The organism is Flavobacterium paronense (assembly GCF_030409795.1).
Classification (GTDB): Bacteria; Bacteroidota; Bacteroidia; order Flavobacteriales; family Flavobacteriaceae; genus Flavobacterium; species Flavobacterium paronense.
Genome location: NZ_JAUFQN010000019.1, coordinates 1888467 through 1910673, shown reverse-complemented (window position 1 = coordinate 1910673; position 22207 = coordinate 1888467). Strand labels below are relative to the sequence as shown.

General features: G+C 34.8%; 11 protein-coding genes. 2 read left to right on the top strand and 9 right to left on the bottom strand.

The window, feature by feature from the left end; translation table 11 throughout:
- Positions 1-73: 73 nt before the first annotated feature.
- Positions 74-1111: a formimidoylglutamase gene (locus tag QWY90_RS09660; RefSeq protein WP_290285694.1), complete on the bottom strand. Its 1038-nt coding sequence runs from the start codon at positions 1109-1111 to the stop codon at positions 74-76.
- Between the two features lie 97 nt (positions 1112-1208).
- On the opposite strand from QWY90_RS09660, the gene QWY90_RS09655 reads away from it, so the two are divergent.
- Positions 1209-2093: a DUF8428 domain-containing protein gene (locus QWY90_RS09655; RefSeq protein WP_290285693.1), complete on the top strand. Its 885-nt coding sequence runs from the start codon at positions 1209-1211 to the stop codon at positions 2091-2093.
- Positions 2094-2141: 48 nt separating this feature from the next.
- On the opposite strand, the gene hutI is transcribed toward QWY90_RS09655, so the two are convergent.
- Positions 2142-3380: an imidazolonepropionase gene (gene hutI, locus QWY90_RS09650; RefSeq protein WP_290285692.1), complete on the bottom strand. Its 1239-nt coding sequence runs from the start codon at positions 3378-3380 to the stop codon at positions 2142-2144.
- Between the two features lie 68 nt (positions 3381-3448).
- Here hutI and corA point away from each other — a divergent pair, with 68 nt between their 5' ends.
- Entirely contained in the window at positions 3449-4519 is a 1071-nt protein-coding gene (corA, locus tag QWY90_RS09645) for a magnesium/cobalt transporter CorA (RefSeq protein ID WP_290285690.1), read from the top strand.
- A 46-nt stretch (positions 4520-4565) separates the two neighbouring features.
- On the opposite strand, the gene nhaA is transcribed toward corA, so the two are convergent.
- From nhaA to QWY90_RS09610, 7 genes are all read right to left on the bottom strand, one after another.
- Positions 4566-5720: a Na+/H+ antiporter NhaA gene (gene nhaA, locus QWY90_RS09640; RefSeq protein ID WP_290285688.1), complete on the bottom strand. Its 1155-nt coding sequence runs from the start codon at positions 5718-5720 to the stop codon at positions 4566-4568.
- Between the two features lie 67 nt (positions 5721-5787).
- Positions 5788-7737 carry an OmpA family protein gene (locus QWY90_RS09635; RefSeq protein WP_290285687.1) on the bottom strand — a complete coding sequence of 650 codons (1950 nt, stop codon included), beginning with the start codon at positions 7735-7737 and terminating at the stop codon, positions 5788-5790.
- Between the two features lie 13 nt (positions 7738-7750).
- Positions 7751-8662, bottom strand: coding sequence for a PorP/SprF family type IX secretion system membrane protein (locus QWY90_RS09630; RefSeq protein WP_290285686.1), 912 nt, complete (start codon positions 8660-8662; stop codon positions 7751-7753).
- Between the two features lie 54 nt (positions 8663-8716).
- Positions 8717-18382: an HYR-like domain-containing protein gene (locus QWY90_RS09625; protein ID WP_290285685.1), complete on the bottom strand. Its 9666-nt coding sequence runs from the start codon at positions 18380-18382 to the stop codon at positions 8717-8719.
- Positions 18383-18404: 22 nt separating this feature from the next.
- Positions 18405-19007, bottom strand: coding sequence for a hypothetical protein (locus tag QWY90_RS09620; RefSeq protein ID WP_290285684.1), 603 nt, complete (start codon positions 19005-19007; stop codon positions 18405-18407).
- A gap of 296 nt (positions 19008-19303) precedes the next feature.
- Positions 19304-21253, bottom strand: a complete 1950-nt coding sequence (locus QWY90_RS09615) for an OmpA family protein (RefSeq protein ID WP_290285683.1) — start codon at positions 21251-21253, stop codon at positions 19304-19306.
- A 13-nt stretch (positions 21254-21266) separates the two neighbouring features.
- Positions 21267-22178, bottom strand: a complete 912-nt coding sequence (locus QWY90_RS09610; RefSeq protein WP_290285682.1) for a PorP/SprF family type IX secretion system membrane protein — start codon at positions 22176-22178, stop codon at positions 21267-21269.
- Between the last annotated feature and the right edge of the window lie 29 nt (positions 22179-22207).

Here is a 22207-nt window from a genome sequence, read left to right as displayed (position 1 = left end):
TATGAGTTATGAGTTGTAACTTATGAGTTATTTTCTGAGGTAGAAAGTCAATCTTATAACTCATAATTTATAATTATATTATTTCTTTTCTCGATTTAATAAAATCAGTAACTAAATAACCGATCAGTTTACCGATGAGGTGATTGTTTTTTTCTTCGCCTAATTCGGGTGCGCCTTCGCATATGTGAAGATAACTTGCATTTTTACTTTTGCCAAAAAAGTAAACAAACTGACGTAATTCTTCTACCGAAAATCCACTCATAGTCATAGCACTACTAGCAATATTCGGTAAGGCATCCAAATCAATTTCGATGCCATAAGCATCATTTCTTATAAATTCAAGTGCAGTGTTGAGTTCCTGTTGAAAGTTCTTTTGCTGGCGTACTTTGATTTCATCATAAGTGTTGAAAGTAACCCGATCTTCGATTTTCTTTAAATTATCGAGTACATTTTTAGAAGTATAATTTTCGTGTAACCCGAAAATAAAATATTTTTTCAAAAAACCTTCTTCATACGCATATGAAAAACCATTACCGCTATGTCTTCCTTCCAGAATTCTAAAGTCGGAATGTGCGTCAAAATTGATGGCATTAATAGGTTTCCCAAGTCCAAGAGCAGTTCCTTTTATATTTCCGTAAGCATTGTTGTGACCACCACCAATAATTATAGGAGTTTTTCCATATTTTATTATGCAACTAATAATATGTACAACTTCTTTATCAATTTTTTCAACGAGTGTACTTAACTTTTTTCGGTCTGCCGTATTATGGAAATCTAGGTCTTTAGCTGTTTCCATTTCTTTAGCGACATCGAGTGCTCCTAAGACGACTATTTGACTTCCTTTACAAAAGCGATTATGCTGAATATTAGCTATGCTTACAATTGCACTTTCCCAGGCAGAATAAGCTCCGGGACGACCAAAATTAGCTCGAACACCAACATCTTCCGGAATTCCAAACAATACATATTGTGCTTCACAGTTCTTTAAATACTCATGATAATTCTCACCTTTTGGAATAGTGAGCATTTTTTCCCCAAATTTTACTTCCCCACTTCTGTGATTGGTAACCTTAGCTAAATCGGTAATTGAAAACGGAATTATATTCTCCATCTAAAAAAAATATTTCACCAAAAATATAATAAAAATGTTTATCTTTCGTTACTATTTAATATAGTAACACATTTGTTTTAACAAAAAAATCTACAACATGGAAAATCAAAACAGTCATTCAAAATTAAAAGCTATTATTGGGATTTTAGCTGTTTTATTAATAGGAAGTTTAATTTATATTTTTAAACTTACATCTGATGCAAATACATTACAGACTACAGTTACCACTGTAAAATCAGAAAAAGAATCTGTTTTAAAGGATTTAGCGGATTTAAAAACTACTTACGATGCAGCAATAGCAGAAAACACTTCTATGTCTGATGAGTTAATTGCTGAAAGAGATAAAGTTGTAAAACTGATGGCTGAATTGAAAACTACAAAAGGTGATAATGCATCTTTGCTAAAATATAAATCACAGTACAAAGCTCTAGAGCAAAAAATGCAGAATTTGATGCAAGAGGTAGAGGTTTTGAAAAAGCAAAATCAAAGTTTAACTACAAATTTAGATAGTACAAAAGTAGTTTTGGAAGACAACAAAAAATACAATCAGGTCTTAGTGGGGCAAAATGAAGAACTAGCCAAAACTGTTGAATTAGGATCTAAATTATCGGTTGCAAATTTGAAAACGGCTTCTTATAAAGTAAGAAGTTCTGGAAAACAAATAGCAACTGATAAAGCAAGCAGAACCGATATGCTTAAAATTAACTTCACTATAGCAGAAAACAAAATAGCTAAATCTGGTGATAAAACATATTACGTTCAGGTTATTGATTCTAAAAACAATGTTTTAGGTGATAAAGCCACTATTTCTTTCGGAGATAATTCTTTGACATACAGTTTTACAACAACAGTAAAATATGAAAACAAAACTGTCGAAGTCTCAGAACAATTGCCAGGTAAAGATTTTGCAAAAGGAACTTATTTTGTAAATGTATTTGACAAAGGAGAATTGGTTTCAAAAAGCAGTTTTAGCTTACGATAATCTTTAATAAATAATTACTTAAGAAGTCTCGATTTATCGGGACTTTTTTTATGAAACTAACTTTCCGTTAAGCAATACTTCTTCAATCAAATTGGTGCCAAAAGAATAAGGCAATTCATAAAATGAATTTAATGGTTTTGTGATAATGAGATTAGCTTTTTTACCAACGGTTATGCTTCCGTGGGTTGCTGAAATTCCCATTGCGTAAGCACCATTAATAGTAGCAGCACTAATAGCTTCTTCGGGAGTCATTTTCATTTTGATGCAAGCGGTCGCAACCACAAAATTCATATTTCCTGATGGCGAAGTGCCCGGATTAAAATCGGAAGCCAAGGCAAGGGGCAAACCTGCAGAAATAATTTTTCGTGCTGGCGTATACGGAATGCTTATAAAATAGGAGCAACTTGGTAAAGCAACAGGCATGGTTTCAGAATTTTTAAGTACTTCAATATCGTCATCGGAAACAATTTCTAAATGATCAACTGTAAGGGCTTTGTGTTTTACGCAAGCTGCAATGCCGTTGATGGCGTTAAACTGATTGACATGAATTTTTGAACGTAATCCATATTGCAAGCCGGCTTCCATAATCCGTTCCGTTTCTGCTACTGAAAAGTAACCAGTTTCACAAAAAGCATCGATATAATCTGCCAGTTTTTCTTCAGCAATTTTTGGCAACATTTCATTAAGTAATAAATCAATATAGGCCGTGTGATTTTCTTTGAATTCGGCTGGGAAAGCATGTGCTCCAAGGAAAGTAGCCTTAATTGTGATTGGATAGTTTTGAGCTAATTTTTTAATCACGCGAAGCATTTTAAGTTCGCCTTCAACCGTTAGTCCGTAACCCGATTTAATTTCGATTGCTCCGGTACCTTGTTGGATAACTTCTTCTAGTCTTTTTTTGGATTGGTTATAAATTTCTTCTTCGGATGCTTCATTTAGTTTTTTTGCAGAATTTAAAATTCCACCGCCACGATTAGCGATTTCTTCATAAGTCAAACCATTAATTCTATCTACAAATTCTTGTTCGCGGTTGCCAACATAAACAATATGCGTATGACTGTCGCACCAAGTAGGTAAAATCATTTTCCCCGAAGCATCAATCGTTTTATCAGGGTTTATTTTTGGGCAATCTTCCATCGAACCAAAAGCGGCAATCAAATCATTTTCAATCAACAAATAGGCATTTTTAATAGTTGGTAAAATTGCCATTTCGCTTCCGGAAACTTTTTCAACCGAAGTTTTTCTAACTTGCAATAGTTCTTTTATGTTGATGATTAACGTTTGCATAAAATGATTTTTGGTAAAAATAGTTCTAAAAAAAGAAATAGTATTAAATTTAAACAAATTTAGAATTCGTGAGAAAAATTAAATATAAAAAAGGAAGAAAAGTCCAGCCAACTTTGCTGGAATATACAGGCGTTCATAAGTATACACATACTGAAGTTCAGCTTTTTGTTTATGATGATAACGACTTGGCAGAATTTCATGAGTTCGATATTGATGAAATGCAAAAACATGTGAATTTTGCAAAAACAAATTGGTTAAATGTTCACGGTTTAAATGAAAATGAGGTTATAAAAGGTATTGGCGATTATTTAGGCGTAGATAATTTTATGCTTTCGGATATTTTAAACACTACTAAGCGAACTAAGCTTGATGAATACCATGATACTTTGTTTTTCAATGTTAAATCTCTTTTACCCGAGGAAGACTCAAATAATATCAAAGTAGAGCAAATTAGCTTTTTATTAAAGAATGGAATTTTAGTATCTTTTCAAGAGAAACGAAGTGATTTTTTTACACATATTCGGGAACGTATGCGAACCCATTCGGGAATTGTTAGGACTAAAAAAGCAGATTATTTATTGTATCTTTTGCTTGATGCTATTATGGAAAACTTCTACATTACCATTGAAAATGAAGAAGACAAAGTAGAGGAACTTATTAATTTATCAAAAAAAGATACAAACCTTTCTGTTTTGGAACAAATAGAAAAACATCGTGATAATTTTAATTTTTTAAAACGTTCTATTATTCCGTTACGTGATTCGTTATATTCAATAAAAAGTATAAAAGATGATAATGTTTTTGATGCTATTGAATCTAATAATTTTACTTTTTTTGAACGTTTACATCAAAAATGTTTAGAACTTTTGGAACAAATAGAATATGATATGACTACTTTAGAAAGTGCATCAAATTTCTTTTTTTCAACCCAAAATCACAAGATGAATGAAGTGATGAAGACCTTGACAGTAGTTTCGGTTTTCTTTATGCCATTAACATTTATCGTTGGAGTATACGGAATGAATTTTGAAAACATGCCTGAATTGCATTGGCAGTATGGCTATTTTATAATCTTGGGTTGTATGTTATTACTATTGCTGGGAATGATCTATTATTTTAAAAGAAGAAATTGGTATTAAAGACCCAAGCGCGAAGCGCGAATTGTATGGAGCGCAGCGGAATAAATTACGAATTAGTTTCATTACAATCCTTTTTTAATACAGACTTTAAAAATAGTAACCCTAAAATTCCGGCGATTAAGGATGAAATCAAAATCATAATCTTTGAATTATTTATGTGTTCAGCATCTGAAAAGGCTAGAAGCGTTATGAATATTGACATGGTAAATCCAATTCCACCTAAAAATCCAACACCAATTATGGCTTTCCAATTGATGTCTTCAGGAAGCGAGCAGATTTTTAATTTCACTGCCAAATAACTAAAAAGTGCAATTCCTATAGGCTTTCCGATGATTAATCCGAAAGCAATTCCCAGTGTGTAATTATGTGACAAAGCAGTTTGCCAATCAGAATTTATCAAAATAGCGGTATTTGCCAACGCAAAAATTGGTAGAATAAAATAGGCAACAGGTTTATGTAAAAGATTTTGTAAAATTATGGATGGTGATTTTTCATTTCCTTTACCAAACGGAATAGCAAATGCCAATAAAACACCCGTAATCGTGGCATGAACACCTGAATTAAGCATAAAATACCACATAAAAACTCCACCAATTAAATAAGGAATAAGGTTGTGGACTTTTAATCGGTTTAAAATTAACAAACCTCCAAAAATGGATAAAGCGATTATTAAATTCACCCAATTTAAATCGCTTGTATAGAAAATAGCAATTATTAGAATCGCACCTAAATCATCGATTACCGCTAAAGCGGTGAGAAATACTTTTAATGAAGTGTGGACTTTATTTCCTAAAAGCGATAATATTCCCAATGCAAACGCAATGTCGGTTGCCATTGGTATTCCTGCACCGGATTGAGTTTTTGCTCCAAAATTTAAAAGTAAAAATAAACCTGCGGGGAGTAACATACCGCCAATTGCTCCTGAGATTGGCAGTAATGCATTTTTGATATTGGAAAGTTCTCCTTCATAAATTTCGCGTTCTAATTCTAAACCGATTAACAAAAAGAAAAAGGTCATTAGTCCATCATTTATCCAATGTTCAAGTGAATGATTCCCTATCTCAAAGTGCCAAATATTTAAGTAATTTTCACTCCATATCGAATTTGCTAAAAATAATGAAAGTAATGTACAAGCAATTAATGTGAATCCTCCCGCTTTTTCGCTATCAAAAAAGTCTTTGAAAAGTTTTGTAATTTTCATATATCAAATATAAAAAAAAGCACCCTTTTCAGGATGCTTTTAGAGTTTGATTTTAGTTTTTTTTGTATTATAGAGCGGTAATTATGAATTCAGATCTTCTGTTAAGTTGATGTTCTGCTTCTGTACATTCTACACCATCAGCACATTTGTTAACTAATTCGTTTTCACCTAAACCTTCAGATGTTAAACGATTAGTAGCAATTCCGTTTTTGACTAACCAATCTTTAGTCGATTTCGCTCTTCTTTTAGATAACTTATCGTTATAAGAGAACGAAGCTCTGCTATCTGTATGCGAACGAATATTGATTTTCATAGTTGGATTTTGGTTTAACACATCCAATAATTTGGCTAAATCTACAGCCGCATCAGGTCTAATGTTCCATTTGTCTAAGTCAAAATAAATGATATTGATTTTGAAGCAATTGGCTAAATCGTCACCAATTTTAACTTTACATGTAGATGTTTTAAGCTCAAAGTTTAGTTCTGTTTTACCAGTTTCTTTACCAATAATTACCGGAGATTCTTTTGTTGTATAATCTTCAAGAGAAGCTCTTACAAAATATTTTTTACCACATTCAACTTCTGTAAATTCGTATTTTCCCTGAGCATCAGAAGTTGTTTCTTTAATTTGATTGAATTTTTCATCAAAAAGAATCAATTTGGCATTTGGTAAAACAACTTTAGTATCTTCATCAGTTACCACACCATAAAGGATTTGTTCACACCAAATTGGTTTTGTTTCCACAAATTTATAAATATCATCACTTCCTTGTCCGCCATCTCTGTTAGAAGATAAGAACCCTTTTTTAGATTTAGAATTGATAATGAAGGCAAAATCATCTTTTGGACTATTGGCTTCTTCACCAACATTCAACACTTCTTTAAAATTAGTGCTGCCATCTTTTGGGATTTTAGTGATATAAATATCTAAACCACCTAATCCAGGTTGACCGTCAGAGGCAAAGTATAGTTCATTTTCATCTGATATGAAAGGATAGGTTTCTCTACCTTCAGTATTAATAGCATCTCCAAGGTTTTCAGTTGAACCAAAACTACCATCATCATTTATTTTTACTTTATACAAATCGGATTGTCCATGAGTTCCAGGCATATCAGAGGCAAAGTACAATGTTTTTTCATCTGGCGATAGGGCAGGATGGGCTGTTTGATAGCTATCACTGTTAAAGGAAAGCGGTGTAATATTATTCCATTGTCCGTCTTTATCAACAGTGGCTTTGTAAATTTTTAATAGTGTTACTTTACTGGCATCATACCCTCTACCATCAAGGTAATTATTACGGGTAAAATATACTGTTTTTCCATCTTTAGTAAAGGCTGGTGTATCTTCATGGAATTTGGTATTTATTTTTTTGCCAAACTTACCTACGGCACCAAGAGAACCATCTTCAGCTATTGGAGAATCATAAAGATTGGTGAAATATTGTCCTGTCCAAGTGTGGATTCTTTTGGAGAAATTTCCAGTATCCCGAGCCGATGAAAACACCACTTTAGTTCCCATATAAGCTGTTCCATAATCGGAATATTTGGTATTAACACCAGCGTTTTCGATTTTATAACGACCTGAATTAGCTTTGATTTCGGCTAAATAATTTTTGTTTTGTGAAAGTATTTTAGCTCTGCTATCATTTCCACTTTTTTCAGAAAATTTAGCTAACATAGCATCAGCTTTGTCACTTTCTTTAACCGCTTTTAAAGTTTGAGCAAAACGATAATAGAATTCAGGTTCTTGTTCTGGACTTGTTGCGTAAAGTTCAGCATACCATTTGTTAGCTTTTTCTAATTCCGCATTAAAATAGTAGGCGTTTCCTATTTTTAGAAGCATATCAGGCGATTTATATCCTTTTTGATAGATTCGTTCGTAGGTTTTAATAGCATCGATATAGGCGTATTTTGCATACTCTTTGTCACCTTTTGCTTCTTTTTTGTTAGCAACCTGAGCATAACTATTCACACAAGTGATAGCTAATAGTACTAAATATGTAATTTTATTTTTCATAATCATTGTGTTATTAGAAGAATCTAGGTGATACCATTTTGCTTACTTTGTTGAACAGCTCAAATCTTAAGAATACCTCATGAGAACCCGAGTTATATCTTCTTAAGTGTGTTGTTTCCATATCATAGCTATAGCCAATAAATAAGCCATCGGTTATTTGAAAACCAGCCAAAGCACTTACAGCAGCATCCCAACGATAGGCTCCGCCAAGCATTAACTTATCAAAGAATAGGAAGTTAGCAGAAGCATCAACTTGAAGCGGAGAACCCGTTACGACTTTAGTTAAGAAAGCGGGTTTGAATTTTATTGAAGGAGAAATATCAAATACATAACCACCAATAGCATAGAAATTCATTCTTTCTTGAAACACCGCTACATCATTATCGTTGTATTTCGAGTCTTGCAAGAAGTTTGGCACGGAAAGTCCTAAATATAATTTATCAGAATGCAAGTAAACACCAGCTCCAAAGTTTGGAGAAAATTCATTGTTAAAATTTTGAAGATTTGGGTCATTAGCTTGAGCCGGAGTCAATTTATCTGTGTCCAGATTAAACATGTTTCCGGAAGCTTTTATACCAAAGGATAAATTATAGTCTTCATTCATTGGAATAGTGTATGATAAATCAGCCGAAATAGTATTATCACTAGTAGGACCAATTCTATCATTTACCAAAGATATCCCTAAACCAAGATTACTGTTTTTGATTGGGGTATTCAAAGAGAAGGCGTTGGTAACTGGTGCACCATCTAAACCTACCCATTGGGTACGATGCAATCCAAAAATACTCATAACTCCTCTTGATCCTGCATATGCTGGATTGATGTTTATGGTGTTGTACATGTATTGGGTATACTGTGCGTCTTGCTGAGCAAAACCAGAGTAACACGTTAACATCAATGCGAAAATTAAAATTTTTGTTCTCATATTTTCTATTTTTTACCTGAGGGTTATTAGCCCTCAGGAGTTAGTAGGGTTTTTTTATCTGGTAAGGTATAAATATCCGTCTTTAGTGAAAGAAGCTCCGCCATCAGTCCATTGAATAACATAGAAGTAAGTTCCGGTTGGTAATTCAGCTGATTTGCTTACTGTAGCTCTTCCTTCGGATATTCCTTCAAATCTTTTTCCAAGGTTATCATAGTTTTTAGTTTCGTACACTAAAACACCCCAACGGTTGAATATTTCAACCTTATTGCTTGGATAACAATCAAAGTCTCCAATATGATCAATTTGGAACCATTCATTTATACCATCACCATTAGGAGTAAACGCATTGTGAATTACAATTGCTTCACAAGCCAATGGACGACAATCGTCATTTACATTCATCAATATATCATAGTTTTCAATACAACTTCCATTTGGAAGTGTATATCTAAAGATGTAATCTCCAAGTACTACTCCAAAAGGATTGAATATAGTTCCAGTTAAGCCACTAGCATTGTTAACATTTGTCCAAGTTCCATTTGTTGGTGTACCCGTTGGTAGCAAAGTAATTAAGTCTACACTATCAAATTCAGCTAAATTACATCTTTTAACAGATATTTCTTTAACAGTTGTAGTTGTTATTGTCACGTTAATAGTCTGGTTAATTGACGTTGTATTTCCACAAGCATCAGATACTGTCCAACTTCTAGTTATAATATAGCTTCCTCCAATAGGATCTGTTTGTGTTGATGTAAATATTGGAGTGCCAACTGTAGAACAATTATCAGTAAATACAAGTGTTGGAACCTCAGGGATTTCAGCACAAGTTACCATCATTTTTAAAGGTATTTCAGTTACTAGTACTGGTCCAGATGTATCAGAGACGCTAATTGTTTGAGTTACTGATTTTGTGTTACCACAAGCATCAGTTGCGGTCCAAGTTCTTACTATTTGATAGTTAGAAGGACAGTTTCCTTGTAAAACAGATTCAGTCATAGCAACCGTTGCATTTCCACAATTATCGCTTGCAGTTAATACAGCAGGATTTGGAACACTATCACAAGAAACACTAATGTTTGCAGGCGCAACCTGATTGAAAGTCGGAGCCACAGTATCATTAACTGTAATTGTTTGTGATGTTGAAGAAGTATTACCACAAGCATCAACGAAAGTCCAAGTTCTTACTAGAGTGAATGAATTAGGACAGTTCCCAGGTGTTGTAGCATCTACACCTTGAACGGTTATAGTACCACTACAGTTATCAACAGCAGTAAGCGAAATCATTGCAGGAACTTCACCAGTACAACTAGCAGTTATAGAAGCTGGAGCTTCTGGAGCGATAGGCGCCGTAGTATCTTGAACGGTAATCACCTGAGTGAATACCGACGAAGTATTGTTACAAGCATCAGTTACTGTCCATGTGTTGGTATATGTACCAGCGTTAGGACATTCTTCAGAAGCTACAAACTGACCAGCCGTTTTAATGATGTTAGTCACATCACTATCACAGTTGTCTGAAGCTGTTGGGAATAATCCTTGAGCGGTAGCTAAAGCCTCAGCATCACTACATTCTACAGTTTGATTTAATGAAGCTGCAGCAGTAGACCATGTTGGAGCAGTAGTATCTTGAACAGTAATCACCTGAGTGAATACAGCCGAAGTATTGTTACATGCATCTGTTACTGTCCATGTATTAGTATAAGTACCTGAGTTAGGACATTCTTCAGAAGCTACAAACTGACCCGCATTTTTAACGATGTTAGTTACATCACTATCACAGTTGTCTGAAGCTGTTGGGAATAATCCTTGAGCAGTAGCTAAAGCCTCAGCATCACTACATTCTACAGTTTGATTTAATGAAGCCTCAGCAGTAGACCAAGTTGGAGCCGTAGTATCTTGAACAGTAATCACCTGAGTGAATACAGCCGAAGTATTGTTACATGCATCTGTTACTGTCCATGTGTTGGTATACGTACCAGCGTTAGAACATCCTTCAGAAGCTATGAACTGACCCGCATTTTTAACGATGTTAGTCACATCATTATCACAGTTGTCTGAAGCTGTTGGGAATAATCCTTGAGCAGTAGCTAAAGCCTCAGCATCACTACATTCTACAGTTTGATTTAATGAAGCTACAGCAGTAGACCATGTTGGTGCTGAATTATCTTGAACAGTAATCACCTGAGTGAATACAGCCGAAGTATTATTACATGCATCCGTTACTGTCCATGTGTTAGTATAAGTACCTGAGTTAGGACATTCTTCAGAAGCTATAAACTGACCAGCCGTTTTAATGATGTTAGTCACATCACTATCACAGTTGTCTGAAGCTGTTGGGAATAATCCTTGAGCAGTAGCTAAAGCCTCAGCATCACTACATTCTACAGTTTGATTTAAAGAAGCCTCAGCAGTAGACCAAGTTGGAGCCGTAGTATCTTGAACAGTAATCACCTGAGTGAATACAGCCGAAGTATTATTACATGCATCCGTTACAGTCCATGTATTAGTATAAGTACCTGAGTTAGGACATTCTTCAGAAGCTACAAACTGACCAGCCGTTTTAATGATGTTAGTTACATCACTATCACAGTTGTCTGAAGCTGTTGGGAAAAATCCTTGAGCAGTAGCTAAAGCCTCAGCATCACTACATTCTACAGTTTGATTTAATGAAGTTGCAGCAGTAGACCAAGTTGGTGCTGAATTATCTTGAACAGTAATCACCTGAGTAAATACCTCCGAAGTATTGTTACAAGCATCAGTTACTGTCCATGTGTTGGTATATGTACCAGCGTTAGGACATTCTTCAGAAGCTACAAACTGACCCGCATTTTTAACGATGTTAGTCACATCATTATCACAGTTGTCTGAAGCTGTTGGGAATAATCCTTGAGCAGTAGCTAAAGCCTCAGCATCACTACATTCAACAGTTTGATTTAAAGAAGCTTCAGTTGTAGACCAAGTTGGAGCAGTAGTATCTTGAACAGTAATCACCTGAGTGAATACAGCCGAAGTATTATTACATGCATCCGTTACAGTCCATGTATTAGTATAAGTACCTGAGTTAGGACATTCTTCAGAAGCTACGAACTGACCAGCCGTTTTAACGATGTTAGTCACATCACTATCACAGTTGTCTGTTGCTGTTGGGAATAACTCTTGAGCAGCAGCTAAAGCCGTTGCATCGCTACATTCCACAGTTTGATTTAATGAAGCTGCAGCTATAGACCAAGTTGGTGCTACAGTATCTTGAACAGTAATCACCTGAGTGAATACAGCCGAAGTATTATTACAAGCATCCTTTACAGTCCAAGTATTGGTATAAGTACCTGAGTTAGGACATTGTTCAGAAGCTACGAACTGACCAGCGGTTTTAACGATGTTAGTCACATCACTATCACAGTTGTCTGTTGCTGTTGGGAATAACTCTTGAGCAGCAGCTAAAGCTTCAGCATCATTACATTCTACAGTTTGATTTAAAGAAGCTGCAGTTGTAGACCAAGTTGGAGCGCTAGTATCTTGAACAGTAATCACCTGAGTGAATACAGCCGAAGTATTGTTACACGCATCTGTTACAGTCCACGTATTAGTATAAGTACCAGCATTAGGACATTCTTCAGAAGCTACGAACTGACCTTCATTTTTAACGATGTTAGTTAGATCACTATCACAGTTGTCAGTTGCAGATGGGAACAATTCTTGAGCCGAAGCTAAAGCCGCTGTGTTACTACATTGAACAGTTTGATTTAATGAAGCTTCAAGCGAAGACCAAGTTGGTGCTGTTGTATCTTGAACGGTAAATGTAGCAGTTGTTGAACTGGCATTATTACAAGCATCAGTTGCAGTAAATATTACTGTTACAGCCTCTGAACAATTATTGCCAATTGTATTAAAATTATTTGACCAAGTTACATTCGAACAGTTATCAGTAGCAATAGCTCCTCCATTAGAAGCAATCCACTGTTCTAAAGAACCAGTCATTCCATTACCACATTGTACAATTAGATTAGCTGCATTAGTTGTTATTTGTGGAGCTGTTGTATCTTGAACGGTAATCACCTGAGTGAATACCTCCGAAGTATTGTTACACGCATCTGTTACAGTCCACGTATTAGTATAAGTACCAGCATTAGGGCATTCTTCAGAAGCTACGAACTGACCAGCGGTTTTAACGATGTTAGTCACATCGCTATCACAGTCGTCTGTTGCAGTTGGGAACAATTCTTGAGCATTAGTTAAAGCAGTTGCATCACTACATTCTACAGTTTGATTCAATGAAGTTTCAAGTGTAGACCAAGTTGGAGCTGTTATATCTTGAACGTTAATAGTTTGAGAAGCTGTTGATATATTTCCACAAGTATCTGTTGCAGTCCAAGTTCTAGTTATAGAATAGAAACCAGCACAAGAACCATTTGTAGTAACATCAGCAAAAGTCAACGTTATATCTTCTGTACAAGCATCAGTTGCAGTTGCAGTTGCAAAGCTTGGTGTTGCAGGACAAGATATTGTTGAAGTTGCCGGTAATTCAGAAATTACGGGTGCAACGTTGTCGATTACATTTATAGTTTGAATTGCAGTAGATGAATTACCACAATCGTCAGTAGCGGTCCAAGTTCTTGTTACGGAATAACTAGAAGGACAATTACCATTTGTAGTAGCATCTACAAAAGTTAATGTTACATCATCATCACAAGCATCAGTTGCAGTTGCAGTTGAGAAGCTAGGAGTTGCAGGACAAGATATTGTTGATGTTGCAGGCAATTCAGAAATTACAGGTGCAACTGTATCAATAACATTTATTGTTTGAGTTGCGGTAGCAATATTTCCACAAGCGTCAATTGCAGTCCAAGTTCTAGTTGCAGAATAACTTCCAGAACAAGTTCCATTTGTAACACTATCAACAAAAGTTAAAGTCACACTATCAGAACAAGTATCAGTAGCAGTTGCAGTTACAAAACTTGGCGTTGCAGGGCATGATATTGCTGAAGTTGTAGGCAAATCTGAAATTACTGGTGCAATATTATCGATAACATTAATAGTTTGTGAAGCGGTTGAAGTATTTCCACAACCATCAATTGCCGTCCAAGTTCTAGTTACTGAATAACTTCCAGAACAATTTCCACCAATTTTTACATCAGCGAAAGTTAATGTAGCACCAGAATTGCAATTGTCAGTTGCTGTTGGTGTTGCAAAGCTTGGAATTTCAGAACATGATATTGTGGATGCAGCTGGTAAAGTTGAAATTACTGGCGCAGTTGTATCCTGAACAAATATGGTTTGTGAAGCAGTTGAAGAATTACCACAATCGTCGGTAGCTATCCAAGTTCTTGTTACATTATAACTTCCAAGGCATTCTCCAGCTACTGTTACGTCTGAAAATGTCAATGTTACAGTTTCGGAACAAGCATCTGTTGCTGTTGCAATCGCAAAAGATGGAGTTGCAGGACAAGATATTGTTGATGTTGCAGGCAATTCTGATATTACTGGTGCAACATTATCAAAAACATTTATGGTTTGAGATGCAGTAGAAGTGTTTCCACATTCGTCAATAGCTGTCCAAGTTCTAGTTACAGAATAAGAGCCAGCGCATTCTTGATTCGTTTTTTCATCTACAAACGTCAAACTTACATTTTGTGTGCAAGCATCAGTTGCCGTTGGAGTTACAAAAGATGGAGTTTCTGGGCAAGATATTATTGAAGTTTCAGGCAATTCGGAAATTACCGGAGCCTCGTTATCAACAACAGTTATAGTTTGCGATGCAGTAGATGAGTTACCACATGCATCTATTGCAGTCCAAGTTCTTGTTACCGAATATCTAAAAGGGCAATTACCATTTGTAGTAACATCATTGAATGTTAAATCAACAGAAGAACAACTGTCACTAACTAAAGGTTCAACAAAAGAAGGCGTTGCCGGACAAGAAATTATAGTAGCTGCAGGCAATTCTGAAATTACGGGTGCAACATTGTCGATTACATTTATAGTTTGCGAAGCAGTAGATGAGTTTCCACAATCGTCAGTTGCAATCCAAGTTCTCGTTACAGAATAATTCCCGGGACAATTACTATTTGTAGTTACATCTTCAATAGTTATTGTTAAATCTTGATCACAAGTATCAGTAATTGTTGGATTGGCAAAAGAAGGCGTTGCAGGACAAGAAATTGTAGTAATTGGAGGCAATTCGGAAATTACTGGCGCAACATTATCAATTACATTTATAGTTTGTGAAGCAGTAGAGATGTTTCCGCAAAGATCTCTTGCAGTCCAAGTTCTAGTTACAGAATAGGAACCAGCACAAGATCCATTTGTAGTAACATCTACAAAAGACAATGATAAATCTGTATCACATGCATCAGTTATAGTTGCTTGCGCAAAAGAAGGCATTGCAGGACAAGAAATTGTAGTAGTTGCAGGCAATTGAGAAATTACTGGTGCAACGTTGTCAATTACATTTATAGTTTGTGAAGCTGTAGAAATGTTTCCACATAAATCTATTGCTGTCCAAGTTCTAGTTACAGAATAACTTCCAGCGCAGTTTCCAGCTGTTCTTACATCTGCAAAAGTCAATCTTACATTTCCAGAACAAGCATCCGTTGCCGTTGCCGTTGCAAAAGATGGAGATGCAGGACACGAAATTGTTGTTGCAGTTGGTAAAGTTGAAATTACCGGAGGAACATTATCAATTACATTTATAGTTTGAGTTGCAGTAGATGAATTTCCACAAGCATCAGTTGCTGTCCAAGTTCTAGTGACAGAATAACTTGCTAAACATTCTCCATTTAGATCATTTGTTCTTACATCAGCAAAAGTTAATGTAGCACCAGAATTACAATTGTCGGTTGCAGTTGGTGTTGCAAAGCTTGGAGATGCAGGACACGAAATTGTAGTTACAGCTGGTAATGTTGAAATTACAGGTGCAACATTATCAATTACATTTATAGTTTGAGAAGCTGTAGCAGTATTTCCTGAAGCATCAGTTGCTGTCCAAGTTCTAGTTATTGAATAAGAACCAGCACAAGCTCCATTCGTTCTAACATCGTTTGATGTTAGCGTTGCAGCACCACATGTATCACTTGCAGTTGGAGTTGTAAAACTCGGAGTTGCTGGGCATGAAATTGTAGATGTTCCTGGTAAAGTCGAAATTACAGGTGCAGTTGTATCAACAACAGTAATAGAAATAGTTGCTGTGTTACTGCAGTTTGTTGGATTTAATACTTGACAGATTTTATAAGTAAATGTATAGATTCCAACTGCAATTCCTGATGTAACGTTTACATCTCCATTTGAACTAAAAGATATATTAGGATTGCTTCCTGTAAGTAATGTGAAAGTTACCAGATTAGATGCAAATGGCGCCCCATTTAAAGTATCGTTTGTTAAGACATTACCTATTAAACCTGAAGTAGTACAATTAATATTTGTATATGTATTGTTAACAGCTACTATTGCTGGAGCTGTACATGTAATTGTTACAGTTGCAGGATCACAATTAGTAAGTGGATTTAATTTTTCACATAAGTTATATACAATAGTATAAGTACCTGCTGGAGTTCCTGAAGGAATAACCACTTGACCAGTTGTAGTATCTATAAATGGAACTGGGTTTCCACCAATAGGAGTAGCCGGAGTTGTAACAGTTATATTAACTTGTGAAATAAGAGCTTGATTACCATTAAGAGTATCTGGACCATTTCCGTTGTTGTTTAAAATATTACCAGCATTAGGATTACCTGTAGTTCCGTTTCCACCAGCAATAGTGTCATTTTGAGCTATAATTGCAGGACATTTAGTAATAGTAAATGGGAAATTACATCCACTTCCACCACCTGAGGGAACTGCATAATAAGTAACAGTTGAGCCAGCAACTAATGGAATAGGATTAGCATCAGTATATTGAATAGAATTTACTGTTACTGGGAAAGTATTGTAAAACAATGAACCAACTGGAAAATTCGAAGCAATTTCAGATGTCCCAACGCTAGTGTTTGCACTACAATAGGAGAAATGTCTAGTATAATCAGTGTTTGGACAGTTTTGTGCGACATAACTAGTACCATTTATTCCAATATTAATAGGAGTAGGGATTGGTTCACCAGCACAACTACCATTTTGAGTATATCCTTGAATGAAATTTGAATTAGTTAAGCCTACAAGAGTAGTAGCACCAATACCAGTAGAATTACCTGCAACAGCCATGTTACTTCCACAAGTAGCATTGCTTAAAATAGCACAATCTGTGGTTGATTTTAATTTAAATGTTAATCTAGCTAATAAAGAGCTAGGATTAGCTGGTAAAACCAAAGTTCCGAAATCCCAAACAATAGATCCCGTTGCTCCTAAACTAGGACTAAATGAAATGTTGTTAGGGGTTGGAGTGGTTTGAGGACTAAATATAGTACCCACAGCACTTCCAGCAACATAAGTTGCATTATAAGGAATAGGAACAATTACTTTATAATTATTTACTGCTTCAGTACCAATATTTTTAATATCAACTGTATAACCCGCATCTTGACCTGGTAATATTGTGTAAGGCAGTACAGCAGGTACGTTATTAATAGTTGTTGCAGAAACTACTGCTTCAACCTCTGGAACATAAGCATCAACAGACATTGCAATGGTAAAAATAGAATACGTATCAGAAGTTGTTCCATATTTAAAATTTGTTGAAGTTTGACTATTGCCAATAATAGTATTTCCTGTATTTGGAATGTTTACAATAGCGATGTCAATCCCAGTATTGTTTACTAACTGAGGATTTCTTGCTCCACCGGCATTAATAGATGAATTGAAAAAGTTAGTAGTTGAATTACCTGAATGACTTAAACTAGTATAATTTGTTGTGTTTAGATTTCTAATTTTAAAATAATCTCCTACATAACTTACATCACCTTCACTAGCCATTAATCCTAATTTAACTCCAACATTTCCTGATTGTACAGTATTGAAACCAGTTACGGGCAAATCAAAACCAGATGAATTTGTCGAGGCAACATAGGCATAACCATCAAAAATAGTTACGTCTCTCCATTTCATTTTAGAATTTTCATAAATAACAATAATTCCCCATCCTCCAGAATATCCAGTTCCGCCTGGATTGCCTTCTAATAAAGCCATATCAGCAACTGTATATTGACCAACTCCGTTAGTTTTTACATAGTCAGTAATTTCGGCATAGGCAGAATAAATATCATCTTCTGAACCAGAAGGATAATAGATATCATTTGTACCAGCAGTAATAGTGGTATATGAACTAGAGGTAGGACCTTTAAGTTTTACTATCCTTTTGTTAAAGGTTTTAGTCACACTATTCTTAGTTACATTAAATGTTGCATTAGCAGATGATTTTCCTGTCCAGTATAATCCTGCATATACAATATTAGAACACGCTGGTACAGCACCATTTTCAGTTGATAAAACCAAAGTTGAAGATGATGAGTTGAATGTGCTTGAATCTCCGTCAGTATCAACATAAATCATCGAAGCGTCATTATTTACTGTTGTGGCAGTATAATTTTGAGGTGTTAAACAAGTATTACCTAACATTGTAAAATCACCTTTCACGTTATATATTTTCTTTGTAGGAGAATATTGTGAAGTCCTTTGGGTAAAAGCTTTTTTTACTTGAGCATTAGCCATATTATTAAATCCAAATAGGATTGCAAATATTGCTAGTGTATAAGTGGACTTTCTTACGATTGAATTGAAGTATAAATTTTTCATATAGTCTCTTTTTTATCAATTTTTATTGATTGCTATCTCCTTTATCTATTTTATAAAATATGTTAAATCTAGAATCATAGTTAACAATATTACTAGAGATATTTTGGCTTGTAGTTTCTAGATTTGTTATAAAATAAATATATTTCAAATTCGGAAAATTAGAAAATTTAGCTAAATCAATAGTTGAACCTAATTCATTTGCGGTATTGATGCGTATTATAGCAATTTCAATATTATCTTTTAAAGTAATTGAATTGTCTATTTGATTAAGTGAACCTAAATCCGTAAAAAGATTAACAGGTTGATCACCATAAGTTTTAACATCTCCAGAATAAAAATATACTGAAGGTTGTACTTTAGTTATCAAATCTCTCACTTGGTCAGTGTTCAAAACACTTACTCCAGTTGTAGTACGAGCAGTTGTTTCACTGCTTGCAGTTGATAGAAAAGAATTCATCTCTCTTACAACAATAGTTCCACTTCTTGTGCTTTGTGCTTTGATGCTTGAGCAAAAGAAAACTAGTATTAATACTAATAATAATTTTTGTTTCATGATTTGTTTGTTTTTTTCAAGCCAAAAATTTGCTTGATGGTTAAATGATACATTTGGGTCAATCGTTTTCATACAATTAGTTTTAAAATTAATTTACAAAATAGAATTTGGGCTAGAAGTATTCTTAGATGTAGGCATATAGGTAATAGTTATTGGGTTATACTATTTGATGGCTAAATTATGCAGAAAACCAGAAGTACTAAATTTTTTTCTGTGATTAACTCAAATACTCGTTAAAGTGCCCTTTTTACTAATTTTGAAGTTTTTAATCGATTTTTATTCCATATTAACTAGTGTTTTTATTAGTTATAAACAAAAAAAGCATCCGTTTAAGGATGCTTTTTAGCCATAAATATTCTTTTTGCTTTTTATAGAGCGGTAATTATGAATTCAGATCTTCTGTTAAGTTGGTGTTCTGCTTCTGTACATTCTACACCGTCAGCACATTTGTTAACGAGTTCTCTTTCACCCAAACCTTCAGATGTTAAACGATTAGCAGCAATTCCGTTTTTGATTAACCAATCTTTAGTTGATTTCGCTCTGTTTTTAGATAATACATCATTGTATTTATCAGAAGCTCTACTATCTGTATGCGAACGAATGTTAATTTTCATTGATGGATTTTGTTCTAAAACATCTAGTAATTTAGCTAAATCAATCGCAGCATCAGGTCTGATGTTCCATTTGTCTAAGTCAAAATAAATGATATTGATTTTGAAACAATTGGCCAAATCATCACCAATTTTAACTTTACATCCTTCGTTTTTAAGCTCAATGTTTAGCTCTGTTTTACCAGTATTTTTCCCAATAATTACCGGAGATTCTTTGGTGGTATAATCCTCAAGAGAAGCTCTTACAAAATATTTTTTACCGCATTCAACTTCGGCAAACTCATATTTACCTTCTGCATCAGAAGTTGTTTCTTTAATTTGATTAAAATTGTCATCAAAAAGAATCAATTTAGCATTTGGCAAAACGGCTTTAGTATCTTCATCAGTTACCACACCATAAAGAAGTTGCTCACACCAAATAGGTTTTGTTTCAACAAATTTATAGATATCATCACTTCCCTGTCCGCCATCTCTGTTAGAAGATAAGAACCCTTTTTTAGATTTAGAATTGATAATCAAAGCAAAATCATCTTTTGGACTATTGGCTTCCTCACCAACATTCAACACTTCTTTAAAATTAGTACTACCATCTTTTGGGATTTTAGTGATATATATATCCAAACCACCTATTCCAGGTTGACCGTCAGAGGCAAAGTATAGTTCATTGTCATCTGAGATGAAAGGATAGGTTTCTCTACCTTCGGTATTAATAGCATCACCAAGATTTTCGGGAGTACCAAAGCTGCCATCCTCATTTATTTTTACTTTATACAAATCAGATTGTCCATGAGTTCCAGGCATATCAGAGGCAAAGTACAATGTTTTTTCATCTGGAGATAGGGCAGGATGTGCCGTTTGATAACTATCACTGTTAAATGAAACAGGTGTAATGTCATTCCATTGCCCATCTTTATCAACAGTGGCTTTGTAAATTTTCAAAAGAGTTACTTTACTAACATCATAACCTCTTTTATCAAGATAGTTATTACGAGTGAAGTATACCGTTTTTCCATCTTTAGTAAAGGCTGGCGTGTCTTCATGGAATTTGGTATTTATTTTTTTGCCAAACTTACCTACGGCACCAAGAGAACCATCTTCAGCTATTGGAGAATCATAAAGATTGGTGAAATATTGTCCTGTCCAAGTGTGAATTCTTTTGGAGAAATTTCCAGTATCACGAGCCGATGAAAACACCACTTTAGTTCCCATATAAGCTGTTCCATAATCGGAATATTTGGTATTAATACCAGCGTTTTCGATTTTATAACGACCTGAATTAGCTTTGATTTCTGCTAAATAATTTTTGTTTTGTGAAAGTATTTTAGCTCTACTATCGTTTCCGCTTTTTTCAGAAAATTTGGCTAACATAGCGTTAGCTTTCTCACTTTCTTTAACCGCTTTTAAAGTTTGAGCAAAACGATAATAGAATTCTGGTTCTTGTTCTGGAGTGGTTGCGTAAAGTTCAGCATACCATTTGTTAGCTTTTTCCAGTTCAGCATTGAAATAGTAGGCGTTCCCTATTTTTAGAAGCATATCAGGCGATTTATATCCTTTTTGATAGATTCGTTCATAGGTTTTAATAGCATCGATATAAGCGTATTTACTATACTCTTTATCACCTTTTGCTTCTTTTTTGTTAGCAACCTGAGCATAACTATTCACACAAGTGATAGCTAATAGTACTAAATATGTAATTTTATTTTTCATAATCATTGTGTTATTAGAAGAATCTAGGTGATACCATTTTGCTTACTTTGTTGAACAGCTCAAATCTTAAGAATACCTCATGAGAACCCGAGTTATATCTTCTTAAGTGTGTTGTTTCCATATCATAGCTATAGCCAATAAATAAGCCATCGGTTATTTGAAAACCAGCCAGAGCACTTACTGCTGCATCCCAACGATAGGCTCCACCAAGCATTAACTTATCAAAGAATAAGAAGTTAGCAGAAGCATCAACTTGAAGCGGAGAACCCGTTACGACTTTAGTTAAGAAAGCGGGTTTGAATTTTATTGAAGGCGAAATATCAAATACATAACCACCAATAGCATAGAAATTCATTCTTTCTTGAAACACCGCTACATCATTATCGTTGTATTTCGAGTCTTGCAAGAAGTTTGGCACGGAAAGTCCTAAATATAATTTATCAGAATGCAAGTAAATACCAGCTCCAAAGTTTGGAGAAAATTCATTGTTAAAATTTTGAAGATTTGGGTCATTAGCTTGAGCCGGAGTCAATTTATCTGTGTCCAGATTAAACATGTTTCCGGAAGCTTTTATACCAAAGGATAAATTATAGTCTTCATTCATTGGAATAGTGTATGATAAATCAGCCGAAATAGTATTATCACTAGTAGGACCAATTCTATCATTTACCAAAGATATCCCTAAACCAAGATTACTGTTTTTGATTGGGGTATTCAAAGAGAAGGCGTTGGTAACTGGTGCACCATCTAAACCTACCCATTGGGTACGATGCAATCCAAAAATACTCATAACTCCTCTTGATCCTGCATATGCTGGATTGATGTTTATGGTGTTGTACATGTATTGGGTATACTGTGCGTCTTGCTGAGCAAAACCAGAGTAACACGTTAACATCAATGCGAAAATTAAAATTTTTGTTCTCATATTTTCTATTTTTTACCTGAGGGTTATTA